Genomic DNA, 26,775 nt, shown 5'->3' with positions numbered 1-26,775 from the left:
ATCTCCCCTCACGGGCGCGATGAGTCGACAACGACCATCGCGCCCGTTCACGTGCCGTGCGATCCGTCGTATCGCCGAGCGGCGGTTCCCGGCTCGCCTCACAGGGCCGCGTTGAACCGGATGAGCGCCCCTCGCTCGACCAGCGCGGCAGCATCTGCGGCCGACGGAAGCTCGACCGTGGTCACTGCGGTGTTCGCGAGCCCGGGAAAACGGCGCCGGTACTCGTCGAGCGGCAGCCCGAGCACCCGGCACAGCACGAGCCGGATGAGCGTCGAGTGCGCCACCACGAGCACGGTGCCGTCGGCTCCGGCGACTCGCGTGAGGTCGGCGAGGGACTCGAGCCCGCGCGCGACCGCCGTCGTGCCGGGTTCGCCGCCCGGGAGCGGCGACGAGGCCGGCGTGGCGACGAACGCTGCGAGCTGCTCGGGGAAGATCGCGGCCATCTCGGCGCGGGTGCGGCCCTCGCCCGAACCGAAGTCGACCTCGCGCAAGCGGGCATCGATCACGAGCTCGACGCCGAGCAGCTTCGCCGCCGCGTCCCCCGTCTCGACCGCTCGCGAGAGGTCTGAGGTCGCCACCACGTCGACGCCCGCTCCCGCGGCCCACCGGGCGAGGGCGTTCCCCTGCTCCCGGCCGCGGGCGGTGAGCGGCACGTCGCTCGAGCCCGCGTAGCGGTTCTCCGCGTGCCATGTGGTCTCGCCGTGGCGAGCGAGGTGCACGGTCGTCATCGGGTGCTCCGTTCCCGAGCGGATGCCGCGAGCCCGGCGCCGATCCAGCCGCGCTCGTCGAGCTCGTCGACGAACCGGACGTACGTGGGCATCAGGCGCTCGTGCCGCTCTGCATCGGCGGGCACGATGCGTGGCGCAGGGAGCATCCGCGCCGCTGCCGTCGCGAGCGGGTCGACGTTGGCCGCACCCGCCGCCGCGCCAACGCCCGCGCCCGCACCGGCGGCTGCGAGCACGGCCATTCCGGCAGCCCCCTCGCCGTGCTCGGGCACATGCACGGGCCGGCCGAGCACGTCGGCGCGGAGCTGCGTCCACACGGGATTGCGTGCGCCCCCGCCCGTGACGAGCACGGGCCCGCTGACGTCGTAGCCCGTTGCGGCGAGGAGATCGAAGGCGAGGCGCTCGACGTACGCGACGCCGTGCAGGATCGCGGCGAACATCGAGGCGTCGTCGCCGGCACCCGGCAGGAACGCCTCGGCGTCGGAGGAGACGAACGGGAACCGCTCGCCGCGCCCGACGAGCGGGTAGGCGACCGGCGGCGGAGCAGCGGCGTCGAAGCCGCGGGTCAGCGCGTCGAGGTCCCGGCCGGGCAGCCACGCCGAGATCGCTCCCGCGCCCGTGCTCGACGCGCCGCCCGGGTACCACCCGGTGCCGAACGGGGCGCGGTGCGAGTACACGGCACCGCTCGGGTCGACCCGGCGCTCGTGCGCCACGCCCTTCAGCACGAGCGTCGTTCCGAGCACGGAGTTCCAGGCGCCCGGCCCGAGTGCTCCGGCCGCGATCTGGGCGGCGCAGCCGTCGGTCATGCCGGCCACGATCGCGCACCCGGCGGGCAGGCCGGTCTCGCGCGAGGCGGCGTCGCTCACCTCGCCGATCAGCGCTCCCGAGGGCGCGAGCTGCGGCATCCGCTCGCCCGCGAGGCCGAGCTCCTCGAACACGGCGACCGGCCAGGAGACCGTGTCGAGATCGGCGCCCGACTTCAGCGCCGAGCTGAGATCGCTCGGCATGCGGCGCCCGGCGAGCCGACTCGTGATCACGTCGGGCTGGTGGGCGACCGCGCTCGCCGACGGCAGCACGCCCTCGTCGAGCAGTGACAGGAGCTTGGGGAGTGCCCACGACGCCTGCATGCGGTAGCCGAGTCGTGTCCAGACCGCGGATCCCGCGGCGGCGACCCGCTCGAGGTGCGCTGCACCCCGGCGGTCATCGTACATCACCGCAGGCCCGGTCGCCCGGCCGGAGGCGGCGTCGACGGGGACGACGGTGCCCGAGGTTCCCGAGACGGCGAGCGCCCGCACCTCCACCCCGGGCGGCAATTGCGAGGTCACGTCGCGGAGCACCGCCACTGCGGCCGACCACCACTCCCCAGGGTCTTGCTCATGCCGGTCGCCGTGCCTCGAACTGTGCAGTGGCGACGACGCCATGGCGAGGCTGCGACCGTGGTCGTCGAGTGCGATCGCGCGCACGCTCTGCGTGCCGAGGTCGATGCCCACCCAGGCCGGCTCGCTCACCGGCGCGGCTCCGCGGCCCATGCGGTCCACCGCTCAGCCAGTGCGGTGCGGGTTGCGAGGAAGTCCTGGTGGCGCTCGTCGAAGAACGCCCGGCGGGAGGCATCCGGCTCGAAGGTGCCGCTCGTCGCGACGAGCCCATCCGCCGCCTCGGCGAGCGAAGAGTAGCGGCCCGAGGCGACGAGCGCGGCGAGCAGCGCCCCCTTCGCGCCCACCTGGGTGCCGTCGACGCGCCTCGTCGTCACGCCCGTGATGTCGGCGATGCTCCGGCACCACAGTTCGCTCGCCGAGCCTCCGCCCGAGAGCACGAGCTCCGACGGCGATGCTCCGGATGCCGCGAGGCAATCGCGGATCACGTGGCCGAGCCCCTCCACCGTGGCGCGCGCGAGGTCCGCCCTGGTGTGTTCGAACGACATGCCCGCGATGACGCCGCGCGCCGCCGGGTCGAGGAAGGGTGCGCGCTCGCCGGCCGGGGAGAAGTACGGCCAGACGCGCACGCCGGATGCCCCGGGCTCCGCCTCGCCCGCCAGGGCGGTGAGCTCTGCGGCATCCGCGAGACCGAGGAGCGCGCGCATCCACTCGATGACGCCCGTGCCGGCGAGCGTCGGGAATGCGCGCACGACGGCGCCGTCGCGACCGCCGAGGAGGGTGAGCCCCGAGGGTTCGACCGTCGTGTCGGGGGCGTCGAGGAGGATGCCGGTGCAGAGCGTCGTGCCGAGGATGCAGAACGCCGAGCCGGGTGCCACCGAGCCGCCGCCGAAGGCCGTCGAGACCACGTCGTAGGCGGCAAGGGTGACGGGAATGCCCGCGGGGAGGCCGAGTCGCTCGGCGACGTCGGGCCGGAGCGGCTGGGTGAGTTCGTCGTCGTGCATCACGGCGGGCACGAGCGATCGCAGGTCGGAGAGTCCGTAGCGTTCGAGGAGGTCGTCGGAGATCGTTCCGGTGGTGATGTCGAGCCAGGGCGCGGATGCCTCCGACGCGTGCAGCCCGTGGGTGCCGGTGAGGGAACCGAAGATCCAGCTGCCGCACGTCGTGACCTCGGCGACGCCGTCGAGCGCGGAGGGATCGTTCGCGCGGGTCCACGCGAGGATCGCGTGCGGCAGTCCGAGGTTGCCGAGTGAGCCGTTGAGGCGGAACGCCGCCTCCAGCACGCCGTCGCGAGTCCATCGATCGATGACCTCGTGGGCGCGCGCGTCGTTCCACAGCACGGCGTTCCCGACGGGGCGACCGTCGGCATCGAGCATCCAGGCGCCGTCGCCCTGGGCGGTGAGGGCGAGCGCGCCGATAGGCAGGGGCGACTGGTCGGCGGCTTCGGCGACGCACCCGAGCACCGCGGCCAGCACCTCGTGCATGTCCTGCTCCGACCAGCCCGGGTGCGGGGAGCGGATCGCGGTGGTGCGGCGCGTGACGACGAGCTCCCGGCCGGCATCGTCGAAGACCACTGCCTTGATGAGCGTGGTGCCCGCGTCGACGCAGAGGGTGGCCGTGGTTCCGGTGGTCATCGCGCGACTCCGGGCCGCAGCCGCTCGAGCACCGCGGGATTGGCGAGGTGCTCGGGAGTGCGGCCTGCGAGGAAGTCGGCGACGTCGCCGGCGACGATGTCGGCCGCGCGCATGGCCGTCTGGCGGGTGGCGCCGGCGAGGTGCGGCGACACGACCACGTTGGGTGCGCCGAAGAGCGGCCAGTCCGCGGGGGGCGGCTCGACGTCGTACACGTCGAGGGCGAGCGCTCCGAGGCGCCCGGATCGCAGCAGGTCGGGGAGTGGGGCGTAGTCGAGCAGGCCGCCGCGGGCCGAGTTCACGAGCACGGCGCCCTCGGGCATCAGGTCGAGTGCGCGCCGGTCGATGAGGTGGCGGGTCTCTTCGGTGAGCCGGGCGTGCAGGCTCACGACCGAGCTGCGCCGGAGCAGATCATCGAGCTCGACGGTCGCCACGCCGTCGGCCGCGAGGGCCGCCGGGTCGGCGTACGGATCGAACGCGAGCACGTGGGCGCCGAACGCGCGGAGGATCCGGGCCACGATGCGTCCGATCGCGCCGTACCCCACGAGCCCCACGGTGGCACCGCCGAGCTCCCCGCCGACGTTCTCCCACGCGTAGTGGTCGCCGCGCCAGTCGCCCTGCTTCAGCGCGGCATCCGTCATCGGGATGCCGCGCATGGCCGCGAGGATGAGGCCGATGGTGAACTCGGCCGCCGCCTGGGCGTTCCGTCCCGGCGCGAACGTCACGAGCACCCCGGCATCCGTCGCCGCGTCGAGGTCGACGTTGACGGGGCCGCCGCGGCACACGCCGATGAAGCGGAGTTCGGGGCTGGCGGCGAACACCTCTGCGGTGAACGGCGCCATCTGCGTCACGGCGATGTCGACGCCGTCGAGTGCGGCGATCGTCTCATCGATGGTGCCGCTCGCCTCGTGCACGCTTGCGACGTCACCGAAGGGCTCGTGCGGCCAGGGAAGGGTGAGCTCGCGATAGCGCGGCCGCGGTTCGGTGTCGGGCAGCTCACGGTCGAGCGCGGCCCGGAACAGTCCAGGCGTGACGAAGTGGTCGCCCGCGATCAAGATGTGCGTCATTGCGCGCCTTCCTGCAGTGCAGCAGACCGTGCTGGTGCATCGGTCGAGTCGAGCCGAGCGTAACACGCAGAATGTTACTTCTACCAGTCGTGGTGTTGGGCCTTCTGATCGAGGGTCAGCGGATGCCGCCGCGCGAGGGGATCGCCGCGACATGCACGGTCGCGTGGTCGGCGATGCGCTCGACCATGGCGGGGTCGACATCGTCGGTGAGGATCACATCCGTGAACTCCGCGATCGGCACGAATCGGTGGAGCGAGGTGTGCCCGACCTTCGAGCCGTCCATCATGAGCACCCGGCGCCGGCCGCTCTGCAGCATCACGCGCTTCATGCTCACGACGTCCTGCTCCTGGTGGTACGTCATGCGTTCGTCCATGGTCGACGTCGACTGGAACGCGACGTCGACCGCGTACGCCTCGAGGTTCGTCTGGTCAGGCGGCCCGATGAACGAATCGTGGGTGCGCGAATACGCGCCGCCGATCATGATGAGGTGCACGTCGGGCGCTTCACGGAGCGACTCGAGCACCTGCCGATAGTTGGAGACGACCGTGAGCGGCGCCTTGTCCTTCACGAGGCCGGCGAGAGCGAGCACCGTCGTGGAGTCGTCGAGCATGATCGCCATCCCCGGCTCGACGAACGACTGGGCGACCTGGGCGAGCGCCGCCTTCTCCTCGGCACGGCGATGCAGGCGGAACTCGGAGCTCGACTCGAACACGCTCGTCGGCAGGGCCGAGACGCCGCCGTGGAACTTTCGCACGAGCTGGCGGGCCGCGAGGTCCTCGAGGTCGCGGTGCACGGTCATCAGGCTGCGTCCCGTGAGCTCGGCGAGCTCCGCCGCGGTGGCGGATCCGGCGGCGAGCACGTGATCGAGGATCATCCGTTGCCTGGCGCTGCGTGTGGACGGGCCATTGGCGTTCGAACTCATGGGTCTCCTTCGAGTTGCCGAACTTTACCAAGCTGATCGGGAGAACGACCAGCGTGGAGCCAGGATGGAACTAAGGTTTACCACAGAAGTTGACAGTTCTAACGTCATGTTTGGTAGAGTTCCCGGCAACGGTTCGGTAGATGCGTCGCGACACCGCCGAGCCGCCCCCCTGCACCACCCGTTCCCCGCACCGGGGACTCACCGAGGAGATTCAATGAAGAAATCCCACGTGCGACTCGCAGCAGTACTCGGGTCGATCACGCTCGCCACGGCGATCGCGGCGTGTTCGCCCGGAGGCGCCACCGCAGGCGGCGACGGCGCCGGAGACGGCGCGGCATCCGGCAAGATCGCGTTCCTCATGCCCGACCTCGCGTCGACCAGGTACGAGCAGCAGGACAGCCCGCTCTTCACGGCGAAGATGGAGGAGCTCTGCCCCGACTGCGAGGTCATCTACCAGAACGCGGACTCCGATCCCGCGAAGCAGCAGCAGCAGGCCGACTCGGCGATCGCGCAGGGCGTGAAGGTCATCGTGCTCGACGCGGTCGACACGAAGGCAGCGGCATCCATCGTCGTGAACGCCCAGTCGCAGAGCATCCCGGTCATCACGTACGACCGGCCCATCGTCGACACCCCGGCCGACTACTACGTGTCGTTCGACAACGAGGGCATCGGCGAGCTCATCAGCACCTCCCTCGTCGAGGGCCTCACGGCGGCGGGCGCGACCGGCGGTGTGCTCATCGTCAACGGCTCGCCGACCGACGACGCCGCCCAGCTCATCAAGAAGGGCATCCACACCGGCGTCGACTCGAGCGACTTCAACGTGCTCGCCGAGTTCGACACCCCGGGCTGGGAACCCCAGAAGGCGCAGGACTGGGTCTCGGGCCAGATCACGCAGTTCGGCTCGCAGATCGTCGGCGTCGTGGCCGCGAATGACGGAACGGGCGGCGGATCGATCGCCGCCTTCAAGGCAGCCGGCGTCACCCCGACGCCGCCCGTCACGGGCAACGACGCCGAGATCGCCGCGATCCAGCGCATCATCGCCGGCGACCAGTACAACACCATCTCGAAGCCGATCCGCATCGTTGCCGAGGCGGCGGCCGAAGTCGCCTACGCCTTCCTCACGGGCAACCCGCCCGAGGGCGAGACGACGCTCTTCGACACCCCCTCCCAGTTGTTCACGCCCGAGGTCGTGACGCAGGAGAACGTCAAGGAGGTCATCTTCGACGGCGGCATCTACACCGTCGACCAGGTGTGCACCACCGAGTACGCTTCCGCCTGCGAGGCGCTCGGCATCGCCTGATCGATCGGATGCCGCCCGCGCGCGTCGCGGGCGGCATCCGGCATCCGGCAAACCACCACCACCACCCGTTCAACGCAACGCTCCCCACCTCACCAGCACCGCACCGACGAAGAGGTCACACCGTGAACGCAAGCCCCGCAACCGACACCGCGGCCGCGCCGGACGGCGCCCACCCGAACATCCACACCGTGCTCTCGATGCGGGGGATCTCGAAGAGCTTCGGTGCAGTGGCGGCCCTCACCGACATCGACCTCGATGTCTCCTCGAGCGAGGTCGTCGCGATCGTCGGCGACAACGGCGCCGGCAAGTCCACCCTCGTCAAGGTGCTCTCGGGCGTGCACGCGCCCGACTCGGGCACCATCGACTTCGGCGGGGAGCGGGTGACCCTGCCGACGCCGATGGCCGCGCTCGAGCGCGGCATCGCCACCGTGTTCCAGGACCTCGCCCTCTGCGACAACCTCGACGTCGTGCAGAACCTCTTCCTCGGCCGTGAGCGGGGCCCGTTCCGGCTCGACGAGGTGGGCATGGAGGTGCGCGCGTGGGAGCTGTTGCGTCAGCTCTCGGCGAAGATCCCGTCGGTCCGGATCCCGATCGCGTCGCTCTCGGGCGGCCAGCGCCAGACGGTCGCGATCGCCCGCTCGCTCCTCGGCGATCCGAAGCTCATCATCCTCGACGAGCCCACCGCGGCGCTCGGCGTCGCGCAGACCGCCGAGGTGCTGAACCTCGTCGAGCGGCTGCGCGAACGAGGACACGGGGTCATCCTGATCAGCCACAACATGGAGGACGTGAAGGCCGTCGCTGATCGCGTCGTCGTGCTGCGACTCGGCCGCAACAACGGCGAGTTCCGCGTCGGCGACGTCTCGACCGAGGAGATCATCTCCGCCATCACCGGCGCGACCGATAACGCCGTCACCCGACGCCGCTCACGTGGCGACGCGGCATCCCAGACCCCCGACGCCATTACCACCGAGGAGGCGGCACGATGACCACCACGACCACTCCGAGCCCCTCCACGCCCACCGACCTCCAGGACGAGCGGCTCCGTGCCGACACCGGAGTGGGCGGCGCCATCCGTGCCGGCATCGATCGCATTCGCGGCGGCGACCTCGGGTTCCTGCCCGTCATCGCCGGCCTCGCGATCATCTGGACCATCTTCCAGATCCTGAACCCGTACTTCCTCTCGAGCGGCAACCTCACGAACCTCCTCATGGAGTCCGCCCCCGTCGGCGTCATCGCGCTCGGGATCGTGTTCGTGCTGCTCATCGGCGAGATCGACCTGTCGGTAGGATCCGTGAGCGGCCTCGCCGCCGCGATCATGGCGATCAACTTCATCGACAACCGCTGGCCCCTGCCGCTCGCGATCGCCGCGGCCGTGGGCATCGCGGTCGTGATCGGATTCGCCTACGGCTTCATCTACAACCGGATCGGCGTCCCCTCGTTCGTCATCACGCTCGCCGGGCTCCTCGGCTTCCTCGGACTGCAGCTGTTCGTGCTCGGCCCGAAGGGCACGATCAACCTGCCATTCGACTCGCCGCTCGTGTACTTCGGCCAGCTCGCCTTCGTGCCGCAATGGCTCGCGTACGCGCTTGCCGTGCTCGCCGCCGCGGCGCTGCTCGTCGGCGGGATGCTCCGCGCCCGCGTGCGCCGCAATGCCGGGCTCTCCGCGCCCGCGCTCAGCCTGATCCTCATCCGCGCCGGCCTGCTCGCCGTGCTGCTCGCATTCGCGGTCTGGTACCTCTACCAGGCGCGCGGGGTCGGGTGGATGGTCGTGTTCTTCGTCGCGCTCGTGCTGCTGGCGAACTACGCCCTCACCCGCACGAGCTGGGGCCGCTCGCTCTTCGCGGTCGGCGGCAACCGGGAGGCGGCGCGGCGCTCCGGCATCCGCATCACCGCGGTCTACACCTCCGCCTTCATCGCCTGCACGACCCTCGCAGCCGTCGGCGGACTGCTCGCGGCGGGGCGCCTCGCGTCGGCTGCGCAGTCGAGCGGCGGTGGCGATGTGAACCTCAACGCGATCGCCGCCGCCGTGATCGGCGGCACGAGCCTGTTCGGTGGGCGCGGTTCGGCGTTCGCGGCGCTGCTCGGCATCCTCGTGATCCAGTCGATCTCGAGCGGCCTGACGCTGCTCAACCTCGACTCGTCGATCCGCTACATGGTGACCGGCGCCGTCGTGCTCATCGCGGTCGCGCTCGATGCGGTCGCCCGGCGCTCGCGCAGTTCGCACGGTCGAGCCTGACGCGGTGGCCGGCGCCCCTCCGAGCGGGCGCCGGCCACTGACGTGCGCCCCGGCGCAGGCGTTTCGACCACCGCGTCCGTTCCGGTGCTGCCCCGGTATCGTGCGAACCATGGACTTCTCTGCGGATGCCAGCGCTGAAGCGGTGGAGGCCGCGCTCGCGGAGCTCGCCTCCGTCGACCGGGCTGCGGTGTCCGCGCGGTTCTTCAAGACGGGCCCGGGCCAGTACGGCGAGGGAGATCGATTCATCGGGGTGAGCGTGCCCGCGACCCGATCGGTCGTCGCGGGCTTCGCCGGGCTTCCGCCGGTCGAAGTGAGGAAGCTCCTCGAGAGCCCCGTGCACGAGCACCGGCTCGCCGCGCTCCTCGTGATGGTGCGGCAGTTCCAGGTCGCGAGCCGCCAGCGAACCCGCGTTGACGAGGCCCACGACGACGACGGCCGCGACGACGACGCACGGCGGGCGCTGCACGAGGCATACCTCGCCGCGGTGCGAGCCGGGCGCGTGAACAACTGGGATCTCGTCGACTCCTCAGCGGAGTATCTCGTGGGCGAGTTCCTGCGGGCGGCCGGGCGCGGCGACGATCCGCTGCTCGACGAGCTCGCGGCATCCGACTCCCTCTGGGAGCGCCGGGTTGCGGTGCTGGCGACGTTCGCCTTCATCAGGGCCGGTGACGGCGGGCCGATCCTGCGGCTCGCGCCGCGGCTGCTCGGCGACCGCGAAGACCTCATGCACAAGGCCGTCGGATGGATGCTGCGCGAGCTCGGCAAGCGCGTCGATCGCGGCGTGCTTCGCGGGTTCCTCGACGAGTACGCCGCGCGGATGCCGCGCACCATGCTCTCCTACGCGACCGAGCACCTCTCGCCCGACGAGCGAGCGGCGTATCGCGCGCAGCGCTGAACGCCCGGGAGTCCCCGCCCGTCGAGCGGGACGGGGACCTCTTCGCTTTCCGTCGGGTACTCCGCTAGTGCACGAGCTCGGCCGCGCGGGCGGGAGCGGCGACGCCGGTGGGGGTCGCCGTCGTCGCCGTGCGACCAGACGGCAGCAGCATCGCGACGAGCGCCGACGCGAGCAGCACAGCCGCGCCCACGGCGACCGCCGGCTGTGCGCCCATGGCGTAGTCGATCGGCGTGAGCGCTCCGCCCGCACCCGTGAATACCGCCGTCGACACGGCGATGCCGAGTGCGACGCCCACCTCGCGGAGCATCGAGTTCGTGCCGCTCGCCTTCGCATGGTCCTCGGGCGCCATCCTCGCGAGCACCGCGGTCGCCGAGGGCGCGAACACCAGGCCCATGCCGACGCCCGCGACGATGAAGGGCGCGACGTAGGCCGAGTACTCGATGCCGGCGTCGAGCAGTTGCGTGAGCCAGAACAGTGCGCCGCTGAGCAAGAGCAACCCGGTCACGATTAGGGCGCGCGTTCCGACCCGCGGGGCGAACACCCCGGCGAGGGGCGCGACCACCATCGGCGCGAGCGTCCACGGCGAGGTCTGCAGCGCCGCCTCGAGCGGCGTCGCGCCCTGCACGACCTGCAGGAATTGGATCAGGATGAAGATCGACCCGAACGCGCCGAAGCTGAAGCCGAAGCCCGCGACGTTCGCGACCGTGAAGCTCCGGTCGCGGAAAAGCCGGAGCGGGAGCAGGGGCGCGGTAGCGCGCGTTTCCCACAGCACGAATGCGAGAAGGAGGATGCCACCCGCGATGAGGCTGCCGAGCACCTCGAGGCTGTCCCAGCCCGCGTCGTTGCCTCGGACGATGCCGTAGACGAGACCGAGCAGCCCGAGCCCCGAGAGCGCGAGTCCGAGGAGGTCGGCGCGGAGCCGTGCGCCGAAGCTGTTCGGCAGGGCGAGGAGGGCGAGCGCGACCGAGATCACGCCGACGGGCACGTTGATCCAGAAGATGGCTTGCCATGCCCAGCCTTCGATCACGGCGCCGCCGATGAGCGGGCCCGTCGCGACGCCGAGCCCCGCGACGCCGCCCCAGATGCCGATCGCGAGCGGCCGTCGGGCGATCGGCACGGCGCCCGCGAGGAGCGTGAGCGAGAGCGGCATGATCGCGGCCGCGCCGAAGCCCTGGGCCGCGCGGGCGGCGATGAGCTGCCCGGGATCGGTCGCAAGGGCCGCGAGTGCAGAGCTCAGGGTGAAGACCACGATGCCGACGAGGAAAAGGGTGCGGCGGCCGAATCGGTCGCCCAGCGCGACGGCCATGAGGATCGTGCTCGCGAAGGCGAGCGTGTACGCGTTCATGAACCACTGGAGCTCTTCGACGGATGCCCCGAACTCCGAGTGCAACACCGGCAACGCGTTCGTCATCACGAGGTTGTCGAGCGTCGCCATGAACATGGGCAGGGCGGTGGCGACGAGCACGAGCCACAACGGGCTGGGTCGACGCGTGAGCGGGCTGGATGGTGCATCGAGGATGGTCGACACGACGAAACTCCCTAGTTGTTATCGGATGATTACTTGGACTGTAGTAATCGACTGATAACATGTCAAGCATGACGGTCGAAGAAGCCACCACAGCGCCCCGCATGAAGGCGGCGGATCGCCGCGAGCTCATCCTTGAAGCGGCGACCGCGGTCTTCGGAGCGAAGAGCTACGTCGGCACGACGACCGATGAGGTCGCCCGCGCCGCCGGCGTGAGTCAGCCCTACGTCGTGCGGCTCTTCGGCACGAAGTCGAAGCTGTACATCGCCGTGATCGAGCGGGCGTACGAACGGATCCTCGGCGAGTTCACCAGGGTGCTGCCAGGCCCGCCCGAGGAACGGATGAAGCGGATGGGCGCCGCCTACGCCGGACTCCTGGTCGAGCGGGGCATGCTGCCCGTCATCGCGAACTCCACGGCGCTCGGCGGCGACCCCGAGATCGGTCCGGTCGCGCGCGCCGGGTTCAACTCGATCTGGCGCTTCGTGCGCGACGAGGCCGGATTCACCAAGGTGGAGACTCGCGACTTCATGGCGAACGGCATGCTCATCAACGCGATCGTGGGCCTTCGGCTCGTCGGTGCGTATGGCACCGAGCAGTCCGTCACCGAGGTGTTGAACGCCTGCTTCCCCGACGCCGTGGGAGTGCGCGAGCTCATGCCCGAGGCCGGCGAGCCCTGGTGACCGCGTCCCTCTCCCACGTCCATGCTCTCCTGGCTGAACGGCGCATGGGCACCGCTTTCCATTGACAGCGACTCGCGTGCGCTGCCAGTATGCGGTTCGGCAGTTCGCCGATCACCAACACAGCAAGGAATCCTCACATGACTACTCCCGCGCCCGCTCCCGTGCCCGCTCAGTCGGCGCCCACCGAGAAGTGGAATGTCCTCTCGATCGTCGCCTTCGTGCTGTCGCTCGTCGGCTTCAACGTCATCGCGATCGTGCTCGGCTTCATCGGCCTCAACCAGGTGAAGAAGACCGGTGAGCGCGGCCGTGGCCTCGCGCTCGCCGCGATCATCATCGGATTCGTGTCGATCGTCATCATCATCATCTGGGTGATCGTGGTCGTCGCGGTCGTGGCCTCCAACCCGGAGCTCACGACGACCTACTAGGTCCTTCGCCTCCCGAGGTTCCAGGGAGGTCCCACCGAGGTTTCACGCACACGGAGTCCCCGACCGGCACAGCCGGACGGGGACTCCGTTCGTCGTCAGGCATTCGTGCTGTCGCGAGCCGCCACGCCACGCCATGATGTGGAGCATGGAATCCCCGGTGGCGAAGCCCGACCGCACCCTCATCGTGATCCTCGGCGTGATCGCCGTAATGGTGATCGTGGCACTCATCGTCGTGTTCACGACCGGTGCGCCCGAACTCCTCGACGAATCCACGCCCGAGGGCGTCGTGCAGCGCTACTCGGCGGCGGTGATCGAGGGCGATGAAGCGGCGGCCATCGAGTACCTGGTTCCCGAGCTCGGCGACTCCTGCGAGCGCACGGGGACCGGCCCTGTCGACGGCATGCGGGTCACCCTCGTCTCCACGACGGAACGCGACGACTCGGCCGACGTGAAGGTGCTCATGGTCACGTCGTACGACGGCGGACTGTTCGGATCGTCGGAGTACGAGGAGGAGGCCGTGTTCGACCTCGTCGCGGCCGACGGCGGCTGGCTCATCGAGTCGGCCCCGTGGCCGCTCACGATCTGCGCCCCGAAGGTGGTGCAGTGATGACCGCCACCACGCTCCCGACTGACCCCGTCACGGGCTCGGCGCAGCGCACCGTGCGGCGCCTCATCGTCTACACGCTCCTCTTCGTGCTCGTCACGATCGGTGCCAGCGGCCTGAGCGGTCTCCTCGCGCGACTGCTCGAGAGCGGCACTCCACTCGCCGTCGGCGGCAACGCCGGCCTCGCGCTGTCGCTCGCCTTCACGCTCATCGGCGGGCCGCTCGCGGCGGTGCTCTGGTGGGTGGTGTGGCGCCGGCTCACGGATGACTCGGAGCGGTCGTCGCTTGCATGGGGCCTCTACCTCGCCCTCATGTACACGGTCTCGCTCATCGTGGCGACCTCGGCACTCGTGGGCACGTTGTCGTTGCTCGTGAGCGGACGTTGGGATCCCGGAGACCTCTCCGTCGGCGCGGTCTGGGCACTCGTTTGGGTCTGGCACCGATGGATGTGGCGCCACCCGGTCCGGCATCCGATCAGGCTCGCCACCGTGCCCGCCGTCGCCGGCACGGTGTACGGCCTCATCATCGGCATCGGTGGCGGCGTGACCGCGCTCGGCTCACTCTTGGACACGGCGATTCGGCGAGCATCCGAGCAGGCGATCGCCGGCACCACCTGGTGGCAGGCGCCGCTCGAGTCGCTCATCTGGGCGGTGGCTGGTGGGGCGATCTGGTCGTGGCACTGGTTCCGCGACGATGCGCGACGACTGGAGACGGGCCTCGCCCGCGTGGCGCTCGTCGTCATCGGCGTGCTGGCGGCCGGGTTCGTGATGCTCGCCGGACTCGGCACCGCGCTCTTCGTGCTGCTGAGGCTGGCCTTCGACCCGAGCGACCCGATGGGCGAGATCCTCCGCCCACTGGGAACGGCGCTCGCCGCGGCATCCGTCGGCGCTCTCGTGTGGGTCTACCACCACCGCATCGCGTCGGGGCGCTCCGACGGCACGCGCCGCGCCGGCGCGCTGGTCATGTCGGGCCTCGGCCTGGTGGCGGCCGCGTCGGGAATCGGCGTCGTCATCAACGCGACGCTCGCCACGCTCGCGAGCCCCCTCGCGGCATCCGACACCCGCTCGCTCCTCCTCGGCGGGATCAGCGCGCTCGCTGTGGGCGGACCGGTCTGGTGGATCAGCTGGAAGCCCGCCCGGCAGGTCGGATCGACGGAGATCGGCTCCACCGGCCGCCGGGTGTACCTCATCGCCGTGTTCGGCGTGAGCGCCGTCGTGGCGCTCATCACCCTGCTCGTGGTCGGCTACCTGCTGTTCGAGTTCGCGCTCGATCCCACGACGACGGCGAGCCTCGTCGACCGGGTGCGTGCGCCGCTCGGCCTCCTCGTCGCCACCGGGCTCGTGTTCGGCTACCACTTCGCGCTCTGGCGGCGCGATCGCTCGGTGATCGCCGCGGAGGGCCTCGCGCCCGCGCGCCGGATCGGCCGGGTCATCCTCGTGACGGCGGGCGACGCGGTCGCACTCGAGCAGGCCGTAACGGATGCCACGGGCGCCTCGGTCACCGTCTGGCGCTCCCTTGACGAGCCGGGCGCCGAGCCGGGCGCAGATCCGGATGCCGCGGCGATCGCCGGTGCGCTCGAGGGTGTGGCCGGCAAACGCGTGCTCGTGCTTGCCGGCCCGGGAAATCGCGTCGAGGTCGTGCGCCTGGCGGACTGAGCCGCAGCTCGGCTCTCAGAGCCGCTTCTGCTTGGAGATCGCCGTCGTCTCGTAGCCGAGCTCGTCGTAGAGGCGGATCGCGCCCTCGTTGTCGGCGAACACGTTGAGCCGGATCGAGGTCGCGCCCTGCGAGCGGGCGACGTCTTCGGCCAGTTGCATCGCTGCTCGGCCGATGCCGCGCCGTCGAAAGGCGTCATGCACCCGGATGTCCCAGACCCACCAGTTCGACGCGTCGCTCGAGGGCCCGATCCAGAGCCACCCTGCATCCTCGCCGTCGGCCACGACCGTGAAGAGGAGTTGCCCGTCGATGAGGCTGCCGTCGGGGAAGAACTGCTGCTCGGAGGCCTGCCGCGCGGCCGCCGCCCCCTCGGCGCTGTCGCCTGCGGCGATGCGGGCCTGTTCGTAGGCCGACATCGCGATGGGCAGCCAGGTCGCGGTCTCCTCGATGGACTTCGGCACGAGGCTGAGGTCGTTCGTCACCATCCGTCCATGCTCGCACGGGCGTGGCGATCAGCTGTGAGCTTTTCGGTTCAGTGAGTCGGGCGCCGCTCACGGGCGCCGGTGCAATGGTTGCGAGAATGGGGGCATGACGAGAACGGTGCGCGGCGCGAAGGTCCTCATCACCGGCGCGGCCGGTGGCATGGGCCGCCTGTTCGCCGAGCGAGCGGTGGCCGAGGGCGCGACATCCGTCACCCTCTGGGACCGCGATGTGAGCGCCCTCTCTCGCGTGGTCGACGAGCTGGGCGCCGCCTCGCGCGGGCGCACCCGCGTGCACTCGTACGTCGTCGACGTGAGCGACCCCGGCGCGATCGCGAAGCACGCGCAGCGGGTGCGGCGCGACGTCGGCAATCCCGACGTGCTCATCAACAACGCCGGCATCGTGCGCGGCAATCGCTACTTCTGGGAGACCGACAGCGGCGACGACACCCGCCCGACGATGCAGGTCAACGCGCTCGCGCCCATGTACATCACCCGCGAGTTCCTGCCGGGCATGATCTCCTCGTCGTACCGCGCGGCGCGCATCGTGAACATCGCCTCGGCCGCCGGCACGCTCGCCAACCCGCGCATGGCCGTGTACGCGGCCTCGAAGGCGGCGCTCATCGGCTGGAGCGAGTCGCTGCGCATCGAGCTCGAGCAGGCCGACCACACCAACGTGCGGGTCACCACGGTCACGCCGGGCTATGTCTCGACGGGTATGTTCGCGGGCGTCCGGGCGCCGATGCTGGCTCCGATCCTCGAGCCCGAGTACGTCGTCGACCGCGTGTGGCGCGCGATGCTCGCGGGCAAGCCCCTCGTCGAGCTGCCGCGCAGCGTCGGGCTTTCGCGGGCGGTGCGCGGTATCCTGCCGACGCGGGTCTTCGATCGCGTCGTGGGCGACGCCCTCGGGGTCTACCGCTCGATGGAGCGGTTCACCGGCCGCTCGTAGCGGGTCGGCCGCTCGGAACGGCACGGCGATCGCCCGTCAGAGCCCGCGCTCGCCGAGCCAGCCGAGCAGTACGAGTTCGAACTCGGCCGGCCGCTCGAGGTTCGGCAGGTGTGCGGCATCCGGGAAGCTGAACCCGGTCGCCTCGGGCAGTGCGTCGAGCAGGTGCTCGTAGTGGGCCCGCGTGGGCCCCAGGTCGTACTCGCCGACTAAGACGAGCGCGGGGATCCGGATGTCGCCGAGCCGGCCGTACGCGGGCGGCTCGAGCGGTTCAGGGCTCGCCGCCTCCTCGGCATGCGCCACGTTCGCTGCCGCGATCCCGTGGGCGATGGCGACGAACTCGGGATCGAGGTCGGATTCGAGTCGATTGCTGCCCGCAGCCCACAGGGCGGTCTCGAGGCGGGCGAGTCGTCGCCAGTCGGATGCCGCGAATGCGTCGTCGAGCTCGTCGATGCGGCGGTGCTCCTCGTCGGAGAGCGGGAGCCCGGGGAACCCGCTCGGGCCGGCTCCCACCGTCACGACCCCGGCCACGCGGTCGGGGGACTCGAGCGCGAGATCGAGGGCCGTGGTGCCGCCGCGACCGGCGCCGATGATCGTGGCCCGCTCGATGCCGAGGTGGTCGAGCACTGAGCGCACGTCGTCACGATCGGAGTAGGGCGCGCCGTCGTGCCGCGTCGCCCCGAAGCCGCGTGCGTCGAGCCGCACCACGAGGTGCCCCGCGGTGAGTGCCGGCACTTGCGGCTCCCACATGCGCATCGTCGCGATTCCCGAATGCAGCAGCACGAGGGCCGGCTCCGACGCGTGGCCGGCGGATTCGTAGGCGAGCTCGGCACCCGGGACGGCGAGGTGGGGCATGTCTCGAGAGTACGGGACGCGGTGCGCGTGGCGAGCCGGGCAGCCGCACGCGTCAGTCCTTGCCGGAACCCTTGCCCTTCTCGCCGTCTTTGCCCTTGCCGCCGCCCTTGTCGTCGCTGCTGCCCGGGCCCTGATTCCCGCTGTCATCGGATTCTTCGGGCACTGGCGTCGGCGTGGGGGTGGCGGTGGGTGTCGCCGCCGCCGCCGCGGCCTCGAGGTCGGCACGCACGAGCGCGATGGCATCACGGATGTCGCGCTCCCGTGCCGCGTCGAGGTCACCGTCGGCGCTGGCTTCGGCGACATTCGCTTCGAGGATGTCGAGCGCGGCGAGTGCGTCTGCGAAGTCGCCGTTCGCGGCGCGGTCCGCGATGCTCACGACCGAGGCGTGGAAGCCGTCGGAATGCGACGGAGCCTGCGCCGCGCACGAGCCGAGGCCGAGCGCGAGCACGAGTGCGACCGCGGCAGCACGGGGAGCGGATCGACGGGCGCGAGCACCCGATCTTGCGGCCATGGCGCTCAGCCCTCGCCGCTGTCGTCGGTGGAACCGGTACCGGGAGTCTCCGTCACCGGGGCATCCGTGGCGGGAAGCACGGCGTGCCGGCGCGGGAGACGCGGTGCGATGCGCGTCATCCGCCGGTCACCGCCTCGTCGAGTTCCTCGAGGTGCACGCCCAGCTCGCCCGGCACGGCCGGCAGCGGCTCAGGCGTCGTCGCGGCCTGCTGTGCGGTGAGCGACGAGAACAGGAGCACCGCGACCACGGCCCCGATCGCCACGAGGAGCGAGATCGCGATCGTCGGCCGCACCCAGCGGCGCGAACGTTGCTCGGATGCCGCGCGGGCCGCGCGCCGCGTCGACTCCGCCGATTCCGTGCCGGCGGGAGCGTCGAAGAACGACCGGCTCGGCGACGGCAGGACCTGGGTGGCGGCTGTCTCTGAGCCGCTGGAGGCATCGGATGCACCGGATGCCGCGGCCGCGGCCTCCGCCGGCTGGGTCTGCGCGGCGGCGACGTCGGCGAACGCGATCGTCGGCGCGGTGACATTGCTCACGGAGGCGCGCGACGTGTCGAGCGCCGTGGCGGCGATGGCGACGTCGAGTGCACTCGGCCGGTCGCCCGGCTCGCGTGCGGTCATGCTGCGAAGCAGCGACACCCAATCCGCGCCGAGCGACTCGGGGATCTCGGGATCGCGCACGAGGCGGGCGCTCGCGGCCTCGACCGCTGGGCCGGGGAACGCCGCCACGCCGGTACGCGCCTCGAGCACGAGCAGGCCGAGCGAGTAGATGTCGGCCGCGGGGCTCGGCGCCGCGCCGCTCACCTGCTCGGGGCTGAGGTACCCGGGGGTGCCGACGAGGAGACCCGCGCGGGTGAGCCGGGCGTCGTCGATGAGCCGCGCGATGCCGAAGTCCGCGAGCTTCGCGTTCCACGTGCGGCTCGGCAGGTGCGCGGGTTCGAGCAGCACGTTCGCGGGCTTCACGTCGCGGTGCACGATGCCGCGCTCGTGGATGACATGCAGGGCCTCGGCGACGTCGGCGAGCAGGCCCGCGGCATCGGCGGGGCCGAGCGGTCCGTGCTTCAGGGCCTCACGCAGGTCGCGGCCGTCGACGAGCTCCATGACGAGGAACTCGCGACCGCTCGCAGGGTCGCGCGAGGCATCGTAGAGGGTGACGAGCGCCCGGTGCCTGAGGCTCGCGAGCAGGGCCGTCTCGGAGCGCCGGCGCTCTGCGTCGTCGATGCCCTCGGCGGCCTCTGCGAAGACCTTCACGGCGACGGGACGCCCGAGCGTGAGATCTTCAGCGCGATACACGGTCGCCATGCCGCCCCGGCCGATGCGCGCGTCGAGGCGGTATCGGGCGCCGAGGACGGCGCCCACGAAGGAATCGCCCACGACGTGGTCGGAAGAGGTGGTCACGTTTCCGAGCGTAGCCGGGTCACCTGAGCGTAGCCGGGGGTTGTGAAATGGACCGTGACCTGCAATGCGCCTGCCTCGAATCACCGCTGAACGGGTGTTCAGCCGAAGATCATCGGGAGGTCGTCGTCGTTTTCGGAGAGGGCGACCTCGACGAGCACGGGCACGTGGTCGGACGGCGCGTCGCCCTTGCGCTCATTGCGGTGGATCGAGGCATCCGTCACCGCTTCGGCGAACTTCGCCGAGCCGAGGATGAAGTCGATGCGGAGCCCCTCGTTGCGCGGGAACTTCAGCTGCTTGTAGTCCCAATAGGTGTAGCCCTCGGGGATGCGCGGGCGCACGACATCGGTGACGCCGGCGTTCTCGAGGTTGAAGAAGGCCTGACGCTCGGGTGGCGACACGTGCGTCGTGAGGCCCTCGACGACGGCCGGGTCGCCGTTGTCCACGTCGAAGGGCGCGATGTTGAAGTCGCCCATGAGCGCGAACGGCAGCTCGGGCCGCGACGAGGTCTCGGCTCGCGTGTGGTCGGTGAGCGCGGCGAGCCAGTCGAGCTTGTAGGTGTAGTGCGGGTCGCCGAGCGAGCGCCCGTTGGGCACGTAGAGGCTCCAGATGCGCACGCCGTCGACGGTCGCCCCCATCGCGCGGGCCTCCTTCGGCAGATCGGGGCCCTCCTCGCCCTTCAGGAAGCCCGGCATGCCGGGGAAGCTCGTGGCCACGTCGTGGATCGGCGAGCGACTCGCGATCGCCACGCCGTTCCACTGGCTGAAGCCGTGGATCGCGAGCTCGTAACCCGCCTCCTCGAATGCCGCCGCCGGGAACTGCTCTGGCGTGCACTTGATCTCCTGCATCGCGAGCACGTCGACGTCTTCTCGCACCATCCAGTCGACGACACGGCTGAAACGGGTGCGGATCGAGTTGACGTTCCAGGTGGCGATGCGCATGCTCCAAGCCTAGGACGGCGAGGCGACATGGCCGTGCGGTCGGTCAGCGTTCGTCGTCGTCGGCGGCCGCGCCGACCACCCCGGGGTCCTCGCCGACCTCGGCGGGCTGCAGGCGCGGCAGCACGAGCCAGAGGCCCGCGAGGATGACCGCACCGAGCCCGAGCGCCACGAACCCCCCGACGCGGCTGAGCGCGAAATCGAAGACCAGGCTCGTCACGCCGATGACGAGCAGGGCGACGACGACGAGGTCGGCGATGAGCAGCCGGTTGCCGGTGCGCACCACCCGTTCCTTGGCCTGCCTTCGGAACAGCGTTCGGTGCAGGGTCACCGGTGCCAGCCCGATCACGGTCGCGAGTCCGGCGAGGCCGACGAGCACGAGGTAGAGCGTGAGCTGGTAGTCGTCGAGCTGCTCGAACCGCGGCTGGAACGCGACCGCGAGCAGGAAGCCGCCGATGAGCTGCGTTCCCGTGAGCGCCACGCGCAGCTCCTGGAGGATGTCGTTCCAGTTGCGGTCGCTGCGCTCGTTGGGCGTCTCATTGCGTCCGTCGTCGCCTCGGGGGGTCGCGGGGCCGGCGGGGCCGGCACGGACGATCGGCCTGACGTGGCGACGGTTCATGCTCGATCGTAGCCACGAGGAGGGAGGCGGGTTCAAGCCCTTGCGCGGTCGCCATCCGATGGGGCGGCGGCCGGATCGAGGCAGCGACAGGCAGGCTCGCGCTCCAGGCCTCCCTCGCCGCGGGCTTCGGCGACCGGAATCCCGCATTCCGGCAGGCCCGCAACCGCATTCTGGCAGGGGCGCACGGATGCTGCCAAGATCGAGGAGTATCGACGAGCTGGGGGTGGCCGTGAAGTTCAGCATCGAAGGCGTCGAGGGGCTCCCCGAGATCGTGCGCGGGCACGACCTCGCCGCGCTCATCGTCGACGCGGTCGACCTCGCCGACGGCGACATCCTCGTCATCACGTCGAAGATCGTCTCGAAGGCGGAAGGGCGCTTCGTGCAGGCCGTCGATCGCGAGCAGGCGATCACCGACGAGACCGTGCGGGTCGTCGCGACGCGCGTCTTCGACGGTGGCATCACCCGCATCGTCGAGAACCGCCAGGGCATCATCGGTGCGGCAGCGGGCGTCGATGCGTCCAACGCCCCAGACGGCACGGTGCTGCTGCTTCCGGTCGACCCCGATGCCTCGGCGCGCGCGCTCGCCACCGGCATCCGTGCGCTCACCGGTGCGGCCGTCGGTGTCATCCTCTCCGACACCCTGGGCCGGCCATGGCGCGAGGGGCAGACCGATATCGCGATCGGCGCCGCGGGCGTGCACGTCTTCGAAGACCTTCGCGGGTCGACGGATGCCGCGGGCAAGCCGCTCGCCGTCACGATGCCGTGCGTCGCCGACGAGCTCGCCGGCGCCGCCGAGCTCGTGAAGGGCAAGAGCTCGGGGGTGCCGGTCGCGGTGGTGCGCGGACTCGGCCGGTTCGTCGGCGACCTCGACCTGCCGGGTGCGCGAAGCATCCAGCGCCCCGCCGACCGCGACCTGTTCCGCATCGGCGCCGATGAGGCGTACAACGAGGGGTATCGCGACGGCTTCGACGAGTCGCAGGCCGAGGGGCCGCTCGATTCGGCATGATCCCTGCCGGAATGCGCTCACGTGCATCGGCTTTGGGAGGACATTCGCCGATTCGTAGGACGCTTGCGTTCGCAGACGTCCTCCCAACCTGCGAATGTCCTTCGGAAGGCGCAGCGAGTGCGGTCGCGCATTCCGCGGAGGAGGCGAGCGGGTTCGCCGCGAACGCGGGAGGATAGGGGGATGCCAGTGCACATCGGCTACGCCGCGATGCTCGAACGGTTTCCGCCCGCCGAAGCGGTGGCGCTCGCCGCGCTCGCCGAGTCGCACGGCTTCACGGGCGTCATGGCCAGCGATCATTTCCAGCCGTGGCTTCCGGCGCAGGGGCAGTCGTCGTTCGTGTGGAGCGTGCTCGCCGCGATGGGCGAGCGCACCGCGGGCGACCTCGGCCCGGGCGTGACGACGCCGACGTTCCGGTGGCATCCGGCCATGGTGGCGCAAGCGAGCGCGACGCTCGGCGCGCTCTACCCGGGCCGGCACTGGCTTGGCATCGGCTCGGGCGAGGCCCTCAACGAGCACGTCGTCGGCAATTACTGGCCCGAGGCTCACGAGCGCATCAACCGCATGTTCGAGGCTGTCGACGTGATCAAGAAGCTCTTCGCGGGCTCGCTCGCCGGCCGTGACGTGCGCCATTCGGGCCAGTACTTCAAGCTCGAGTCCACGCGGCTCTGGACGATGCCCGCGGTCGCGCCCCAGATCTTCGTCGCGGCATCCGGACCCGTGACCGCCCGCCGAGCCGGACGCAACGTCGACGGGCTCATCACCACGGGTGCACCCGCCGATCGGCTCGCTGCGCTCCTCACCCGCTTCGGCGAGGGCGCTCGCGAGGCGGGGCGCGATCCCTCGAAGATGCCGAAGGTGCTGCAACTGCACCTCTCGTGGGCCGCGACCGACGAGGAGGCGATGCGCAACGCCCTCGTGGAATGGCCGAACGGCGGCATGCGCTTCGCGCGCAGCGACATCCGATCGCCGTTCGAGTTCGAGCAGCTCGCCCGCATGGTGCGGGCAGAGGACTTCGAAGGCCGCATGGTGGTCTCGGCCGATCCCGACGTGCATCGCGCCGACATCCAGCGGCACCTCGACCTCGGCTTCGACCGCATCTACCTGCACAACGTCGGCCGCAACCAGGCCGAGTTCCTCGAGGTCTTCGGCCGCGACGTGCTGCCGGCGCTCCGCGCATGAGCTCGTTGCCGCTGATGCGTGCCCTCGACCCGGTTGGAGTGACCGTGTTGCGGAGGAGGGCATGAACGCGGTGCCTCCGCCGGAACACCGGCACTCCGCCATCGCTCGCTGGACCGTCGTGATCCCCGTGAAGGCGCCCGCGGTCGGCAAGACGCGGCTCTCGCCGGCGCTCGCCGACGACGCTCGCACGCTGCTCGCCCGGGCGTTCGCGCTCGACACGATCGCCGCCGCCCTCGCGGCCGCTTCGGTCGAACGGGTGATCGTCGTGGGCGACGACGCCTCCCTCGCCGACGGAGCGGAGTTCCTCGCCGAGCCGGCCGGCGACGAGCGCGGCCTGCTGCCGGCGATCCGACACGGCATCGCGCACGCGCGGGCCGCGGGGCCGAGCGCCGTCGCCGTGCTGCTCGGCGACCTGCCGGGGCTGCACCCCGATGAGCTCGACGCGGCGCTCGAGGCTGCGGCGCGGCATCCGCTCGCCTTCGTGCGCGACGCCGACGGCACGGGCACGACGCTCGCGACCGCCGCACCGGGCGTGCCGTTCGAGCCGCGATTCGGGCCCGGTTCGGCGGCACAGCACGCGGCGGCCGGGTTCGTCGAGCTCGAGGCATCCGCCGTCCCCGGTCTCAGCCGGGACGTCGACACCGTCGACGGACTCGAGGCCGTGCTGCACCATGGAGTGGGCGACCACACCGCCGAAGCCGTCGCGCGCCTCGCCGACCGAAAGGGAACACTATGACGCTCACACTCGGATACAAGGCCTCGGCCGAGCAATTCGCCCCCCGGGAGCTCGTCGAGATCGCGGTCGCGGCCGAGGGGCACGGCATGGAGTCGGTGTTCACGAGCGACCACTTCCAGCCGTGGCGGCACGAGGGCGGGCATGCGCCGTTCTCGCTCACGTGGATCGCCGCGGTGGGCGAGCGCACCTCGAACATCCGCATCGGGACCTCGGTGATGACGCCGACGTTCCGTTACAACCCGGCCGTGCTCGCGCAGGCGTTCGCGTCGCTCGGCTGCCTCTACCCCGACCGCATCATCCTCGGTGTCGGCACGGGCGAGGCGCTCAACGAGATCGCGACGGGGTTCCGCGGAGCGGGCGCGCAGGACTGGCCCGAGTTCAAGGAGCGCTTCGGGCGGCTGCGCGAGTCGATCCGGCTCATGCGCGAGCTCTGGACCGCGGATCGCGTGAACTTCGAGGGCGAGTACTACTCGACGCACGACGCGTCGATCTACGATCGCCCCGCGGGGGGCGTTCCGGTCTACATCGCGGCGGGCGGGCCGGTCGTCGCGAAGTACGCGGGCCGCGCGGGCGACGGGTTCATCTGCACCTCGGGCAAGGGCATGGAGCTCTACACCGAGCAGCTCATCCCGGCCGTCAAGGAGGGGGCGGATGCCGCGGGCCGCTCGTACGACGCGATCGACCGCATGATCGAGATCAAGCTCTCGTACGAGGAGACCGAGGAGGCCGCGCTCGAGAACACCCGCTTCTGGTCGCCGCTCTCGCTCTCGAAGGAGCAGAAGCACGACATCACCGACCCCGTCGAGATGGAGCGGGCGGCCGACGCGCTGCCGATCGAGGAGATCGCGAAGCGCTGGATCGTCGGCAGCGACCCCGATCAGGTCGTCGCCGACGTCAAGAAGTACGTCGACGCCGGGTTCAATCACCTCGTGTTCCACGCGCCCGGCCACGACCAGCGCCGCTTCCTCGAGCTGTTCGAGCGCGATCTCGCGCCGCGCCTGCGGGCGCTCGACGCCTGACGGCGGCGTCGACGGCTCATTCCCGACGCTCGCGAGACCGGTGGGCGTACCATCAGGCATGGCCGGATCGTGGTCGGCGCCGCGATCGTGATCATCGACGTGATCGTCTACGTGACGTTCAAGCGCCGTCGGTGGTTGTAGGGGCGCTGCCTCGATCGGTCAGCCAGCAGGCTCGACGACCAGACCCGTGCCCCCGCCACGGCGCACCGGTTCGGCCGCGGCGGTCATGAGGCCGCTCTGGTCGACCTCGATCGCGGCGGCGGCCCCGATCTGCGCGGCCGAGGTGAACTGGTCCCCCGATGGCACGAGCACTTGCCCGTACGGCGTGAGCGCGTCCTGGTAGGCGGCGATGAACTCGGGCTCGGCCGTCGTCGCCACGGTGTTCCGCTGCGCGGCACGCGGGGCCGCGACCGCCTCGGGAAGCGTCATGCCGAGGTCGATGCGATTCATGAGGATCTGCAGCACGGTGGTGATGATCGTCGACCCACCCGGTGAGCCGACCACGAACCGCACCGCCCCGTCGTCGAGCACGATCGTGGGCGACATCGACGACCGCGGCCGCTTCCCGGGCTCGATGCGGTTCGGGTCGGAGGGGTTGAACACGGTGCTGAAGTCGGTCAGCTCGTTGTTCAGCAGGAAGCCGCGTCCGGGCACCGTCATGCCCGAACCGCCGGTCTGCTCGATCGTGAGCGTGTAGGCGACGGCATTGCCCCACTTGTCGACGACCGAGAGGTGGGTGGTCGAGACGTTCTCGGTGTCGAGCTGCTCCTCGAGGGCGGCGGCTGCGCAGCCCACGGAGTCGAGGGCTCCGGCGGGCACCGGCCGCGTCGATGCCGTCGTCGGGTCGATCGTGCAGTCCCGGGCGTCGGCGAACTCCTGGCTGAGCAGGGTCTCGGTCGGAACCTCGACGAACGCCGGGTCGCCGACGTACGCGGCGCGGTCTGCGAAGGCCCGAGCCGACGCCTCGAGGTAGAGGTGCAGGCTCGCGCCGGCATCGTCGGAGGAGAGCTCGTGGTTCTCGAGGATGTTGAGCGCCTCGCCGACCGTCGTGCCGCCCGACGACGACGGCGCCATGCCGTAGACGTCGAGGCCCCGGTACTCCACGTGCGTCGGCTCCTGCTCCAGCACCGAGTACGCCGCGAGGTCGTCGGTGGTGAGCGTGCCGGGCGGCGCGGGCAGCGCCGAGGCGGGATCCTTGCGCGGATGCTGCACGACCTCGGCGATCTCCGATGCGAGCCGGCCCGAGTAGAACGCGTCGGGGCCTTGCGCGGCGATGAGTGCGAGCGTTTGCGCGAGGTCGGGGTTCTTGAACCTCGAGCCGACCTGCGGTGCATCGCCGCCAGGGAGGAACAGCTTCGCGGTGTCGGGGAACGCCGCGAATCGCGCCTTGTTGTCGAGGGTCTGGTTGCGGAAGGTCTGGTCGACCGTGAACCCCTTCGCCGCGAGCTGGATCGAGGGGGTGAGCACGGCCGAGAGCGGCTTCGTGCCGAAGCGGTCGAGTGCGGCGTCCCACGTGGCGAGGGTGCCGGGAACGCCGACCGAGACACCGGATGACACGAGCTCGGGCGTGAATCGGTAGGGCTTGCCGGTTGCGGGGTCGATGAAGGCATCGCTCGGCATGGCCGCCGGCGCCGTCTCGCGCCCGTCGATCGTGCTCACCGTGCCGGTCGCCGCGTCGAAGTACACGAAGTATCCGCCGCCGCCGATCCCGGCGCTGTAGGGCTCGGTCACGCCGAGCGCAGCCGCAGTGGCCACCGCGGCATCCGCCGCAGTGCCACCGTCGCGGAGCACGTCGATGCCGATCGCACTGGCCGAGGCGTCCACCGACGAGACGGCACCCCCGTACCCGGTCGAGGTGGACGGCGCCGGCGGCGTCGGGCGACCGGTCGAGGCGGCGGCCGGCGGAGCAGCGAGCGACTGTGCGGACGCAGGCGCGGCCGTGGCGACGGCTCCGGCCGCGAGTGCGGCGGCGAGACCGAGTGCCAGGCGACGGAGCGTTGAGCGGTCGTGGGCGACGAAGCTGACCATAGGATTCCCCCCGAACTGGGTACAGACCAT

The 26,775-nt window shown here is 71.0% G+C and carries 26 protein-coding genes; 13 read left to right on the top strand and 13 right to left on the bottom strand.

The window, feature by feature from the left end; all coding sequences use genetic code 11:
* Positions 1-98: 98 nt before the first annotated feature.
* The 5 genes from J7E25_RS00285 to J7E25_RS00265 all read right to left on the bottom strand — a co-directional run bounded on the left by J7E25_RS00285 (position 99) and on the right by J7E25_RS00265 (position 5,718).
* The gene (locus tag J7E25_RS00285) at positions 99-728 is read right to left on the bottom strand and encodes a histidine phosphatase family protein (protein WP_214866854.1); all 630 of its coding nucleotides are present in this window, start codon (positions 726-728) and stop codon (positions 99-101) included.
* Positions 725-2,233: an FGGY-family carbohydrate kinase gene (locus J7E25_RS00280; protein ID WP_214866852.1), complete on the bottom strand. Its 1,509-nt coding sequence runs from the start codon at positions 2,231-2,233 to the stop codon at positions 725-727. The genes J7E25_RS00285 and J7E25_RS00280 overlap by 4 nt, the downstream gene beginning before the upstream one ends.
* On the bottom strand, positions 2,230-3,732 hold the full coding sequence (locus tag J7E25_RS00275) for an FGGY family carbohydrate kinase (protein WP_214866850.1): 1,503 nt from the start codon (positions 3,730-3,732) through the stop codon (positions 2,230-2,232). Before J7E25_RS00275 ends, J7E25_RS00280 begins: the two co-directional genes overlap by 4 nt.
* A complete protein-coding gene (locus tag J7E25_RS00270; RefSeq protein WP_214866848.1) occupies positions 3,729-4,796 on the bottom strand; it encodes a 2-hydroxyacid dehydrogenase in 1,068 nt (355 codons plus the stop codon). The genes J7E25_RS00275 and J7E25_RS00270 overlap by 4 nt, the downstream gene beginning before the upstream one ends.
* Before the next feature lie 115 nt (positions 4,797-4,911).
* Positions 4,912-5,718, bottom strand: a complete 807-nt coding sequence (locus J7E25_RS00265; RefSeq protein WP_214866846.1) for a DeoR/GlpR family DNA-binding transcription regulator — start codon at positions 5,716-5,718, stop codon at positions 4,912-4,914.
* A 214-nt stretch (positions 5,719-5,932) separates the two neighbouring features.
* On the opposite strand from J7E25_RS00265, the gene J7E25_RS00260 reads away from it, so the two are divergent.
* From J7E25_RS00260 to J7E25_RS00245, 4 genes are all read left to right on the top strand, one after another.
* Positions 5,933-7,018 (top strand): sugar ABC transporter substrate-binding protein, encoded by a 1,086-nt coding sequence (locus J7E25_RS00260; RefSeq protein WP_214866844.1) that lies wholly within the window; start codon positions 5,933-5,935, stop codon positions 7,016-7,018.
* Between the two features lie 197 nt (positions 7,019-7,215).
* Positions 7,216-8,004 carry an ATP-binding cassette domain-containing protein gene (locus tag J7E25_RS00255; protein ID WP_214867764.1) on the top strand — a complete coding sequence of 263 codons (789 nt, stop codon included), beginning with the start codon at positions 7,216-7,218 and terminating at the stop codon, positions 8,002-8,004.
* A complete protein-coding gene (locus tag J7E25_RS00250; protein ID WP_214866842.1) occupies positions 8,001-9,254 on the top strand; it encodes a sugar ABC transporter permease in 1,254 nt (417 codons plus the stop codon). Before J7E25_RS00255 ends, J7E25_RS00250 begins: the two co-directional genes overlap by 4 nt.
* 109 nt (positions 9,255-9,363) lie before the next feature.
* Entirely contained in the window at positions 9,364-10,149 is a 786-nt protein-coding gene (locus J7E25_RS00245; protein ID WP_214866840.1) for a DNA alkylation repair protein, read from the top strand.
* 64 nt (positions 10,150-10,213) lie between these two features.
* Here J7E25_RS00245 and J7E25_RS00240 read toward each other — a convergent pair whose 3' ends face one another.
* On the bottom strand, positions 10,214-11,677 hold the full coding sequence (locus J7E25_RS00240; RefSeq protein ID WP_308164273.1) for a DHA2 family efflux MFS transporter permease subunit: 1,464 nt from the start codon (positions 11,675-11,677) through the stop codon (positions 10,214-10,216).
* Between the two features lie 68 nt (positions 11,678-11,745).
* Here J7E25_RS00240 and J7E25_RS00235 point away from each other — a divergent pair, with 68 nt between their 5' ends.
* From J7E25_RS00235 to J7E25_RS00220, 4 genes are all read left to right on the top strand, one after another.
* A complete protein-coding gene (locus J7E25_RS00235) occupies positions 11,746-12,354 on the top strand; it encodes a TetR/AcrR family transcriptional regulator (protein WP_214866838.1) in 609 nt (202 codons plus the stop codon).
* 137 nt (positions 12,355-12,491) lie between these two features.
* On the top strand, positions 12,492-12,779 hold the full coding sequence (locus J7E25_RS00230; protein WP_214866836.1) for a DUF4190 domain-containing protein: 288 nt from the start codon (positions 12,492-12,494) through the stop codon (positions 12,777-12,779).
* Between the two features lie 145 nt (positions 12,780-12,924).
* Entirely contained in the window at positions 12,925-13,386 is a 462-nt protein-coding gene (locus J7E25_RS00225; RefSeq protein WP_214866834.1) for a hypothetical protein, read from the top strand.
* Positions 13,386-15,038, top strand: coding sequence for a DUF5671 domain-containing protein (locus tag J7E25_RS00220; RefSeq protein WP_214866832.1), 1,653 nt, complete (start codon positions 13,386-13,388; stop codon positions 15,036-15,038). Before J7E25_RS00225 ends, J7E25_RS00220 begins: the two co-directional genes overlap by 1 nt.
* A gap of 15 nt (positions 15,039-15,053) precedes the next feature.
* Here the strand turns inward: J7E25_RS00220 and J7E25_RS00215 are convergent, their stop codons facing one another.
* The gene (locus J7E25_RS00215) at positions 15,054-15,521 is read right to left on the bottom strand and encodes an N-acetyltransferase (protein WP_214866830.1); all 468 of its coding nucleotides are present in this window, start codon (positions 15,519-15,521) and stop codon (positions 15,054-15,056) included.
* 103 nt (positions 15,522-15,624) lie between these two features.
* Here J7E25_RS00215 and J7E25_RS00210 point away from each other — a divergent pair, with 103 nt between their 5' ends.
* Positions 15,625-16,464, top strand: coding sequence for an SDR family oxidoreductase (locus J7E25_RS00210; RefSeq protein WP_214866828.1), 840 nt, complete (start codon positions 15,625-15,627; stop codon positions 16,462-16,464).
* Between the two features lie 36 nt (positions 16,465-16,500).
* On the opposite strand, the gene J7E25_RS00205 is transcribed toward J7E25_RS00210, so the two are convergent.
* The 5 genes from J7E25_RS00205 to J7E25_RS00185 all read right to left on the bottom strand — a co-directional run bounded on the left by J7E25_RS00205 (position 16,501) and on the right by J7E25_RS00185 (position 20,777).
* Entirely contained in the window at positions 16,501-17,316 is an 816-nt protein-coding gene (locus J7E25_RS00205) for an alpha/beta fold hydrolase (protein WP_214866826.1), read from the bottom strand.
* A 52-nt stretch (positions 17,317-17,368) separates the two neighbouring features.
* Entirely contained in the window at positions 17,369-17,827 is a 459-nt protein-coding gene (locus J7E25_RS00200; protein WP_214866824.1) for a hypothetical protein, read from the bottom strand.
* A gap of 115 nt (positions 17,828-17,942) precedes the next feature.
* On the bottom strand, positions 17,943-19,223 hold the full coding sequence (locus J7E25_RS00195) for a serine/threonine-protein kinase (RefSeq protein WP_214866822.1): 1,281 nt from the start codon (positions 19,221-19,223) through the stop codon (positions 17,943-17,945).
* 98 nt (positions 19,224-19,321) lie between these two features.
* The gene (locus J7E25_RS00190) at positions 19,322-20,161 is read right to left on the bottom strand and encodes an exodeoxyribonuclease III (RefSeq protein ID WP_214866820.1); all 840 of its coding nucleotides are present in this window, start codon (positions 20,159-20,161) and stop codon (positions 19,322-19,324) included.
* Positions 20,162-20,204: 43 nt separating this feature from the next.
* A complete protein-coding gene (locus J7E25_RS00185) occupies positions 20,205-20,777 on the bottom strand; it encodes a DUF6328 family protein (protein WP_251038680.1) in 573 nt (190 codons plus the stop codon).
* A 223-nt stretch (positions 20,778-21,000) separates the two neighbouring features.
* Here J7E25_RS00185 and cofE point away from each other — a divergent pair, with 223 nt between their 5' ends.
* From cofE to fgd, 4 genes are all read left to right on the top strand, one after another.
* Positions 21,001-21,783 carry a coenzyme F420-0:L-glutamate ligase gene (gene cofE, locus J7E25_RS00180; RefSeq protein WP_308164272.1) on the top strand — a complete coding sequence of 261 codons (783 nt, stop codon included), beginning with the start codon at positions 21,001-21,003 and terminating at the stop codon, positions 21,781-21,783.
* Positions 21,784-21,963: 180 nt separating this feature from the next.
* Complete coding sequence (locus tag J7E25_RS00175; RefSeq protein WP_214866816.1) at positions 21,964-22,962, top strand: TIGR03557 family F420-dependent LLM class oxidoreductase; 999 nt, start codon at positions 21,964-21,966, stop codon at positions 22,960-22,962.
* A 61-nt stretch (positions 22,963-23,023) separates the two neighbouring features.
* Positions 23,024-23,698: a 2-phospho-L-lactate guanylyltransferase gene (cofC, locus tag J7E25_RS00170; protein WP_214866814.1), complete on the top strand. Its 675-nt coding sequence runs from the start codon at positions 23,024-23,026 to the stop codon at positions 23,696-23,698.
* Positions 23,695-24,717, top strand: a complete 1,023-nt coding sequence (gene fgd / locus J7E25_RS00165) for a glucose-6-phosphate dehydrogenase (coenzyme-F420) (protein ID WP_214866812.1) — start codon at positions 23,695-23,697, stop codon at positions 24,715-24,717. The genes cofC and fgd overlap by 4 nt, the downstream gene beginning before the upstream one ends.
* A gap of 159 nt (positions 24,718-24,876) precedes the next feature.
* On the opposite strand, the gene ggt is transcribed toward fgd, so the two are convergent.
* Entirely contained in the window at positions 24,877-26,745 is a 1,869-nt protein-coding gene (gene ggt / locus J7E25_RS00160; RefSeq protein WP_214866810.1) for a gamma-glutamyltransferase, read from the bottom strand.
* Positions 26,746-26,775: the final 30 nt, after the last annotated feature.

The sequence above is a fragment of the Agromyces sp. ISL-38 genome (genome assembly GCF_018613935.1).
Lineage (GTDB): Bacteria > Actinomycetota > Actinomycetes > Actinomycetales > Microbacteriaceae > Agromyces.
The sequence above is the reverse complement of the archived record's forward strand: the minus strand, read 5'-3'. Positions and strand labels throughout refer to the sequence as shown.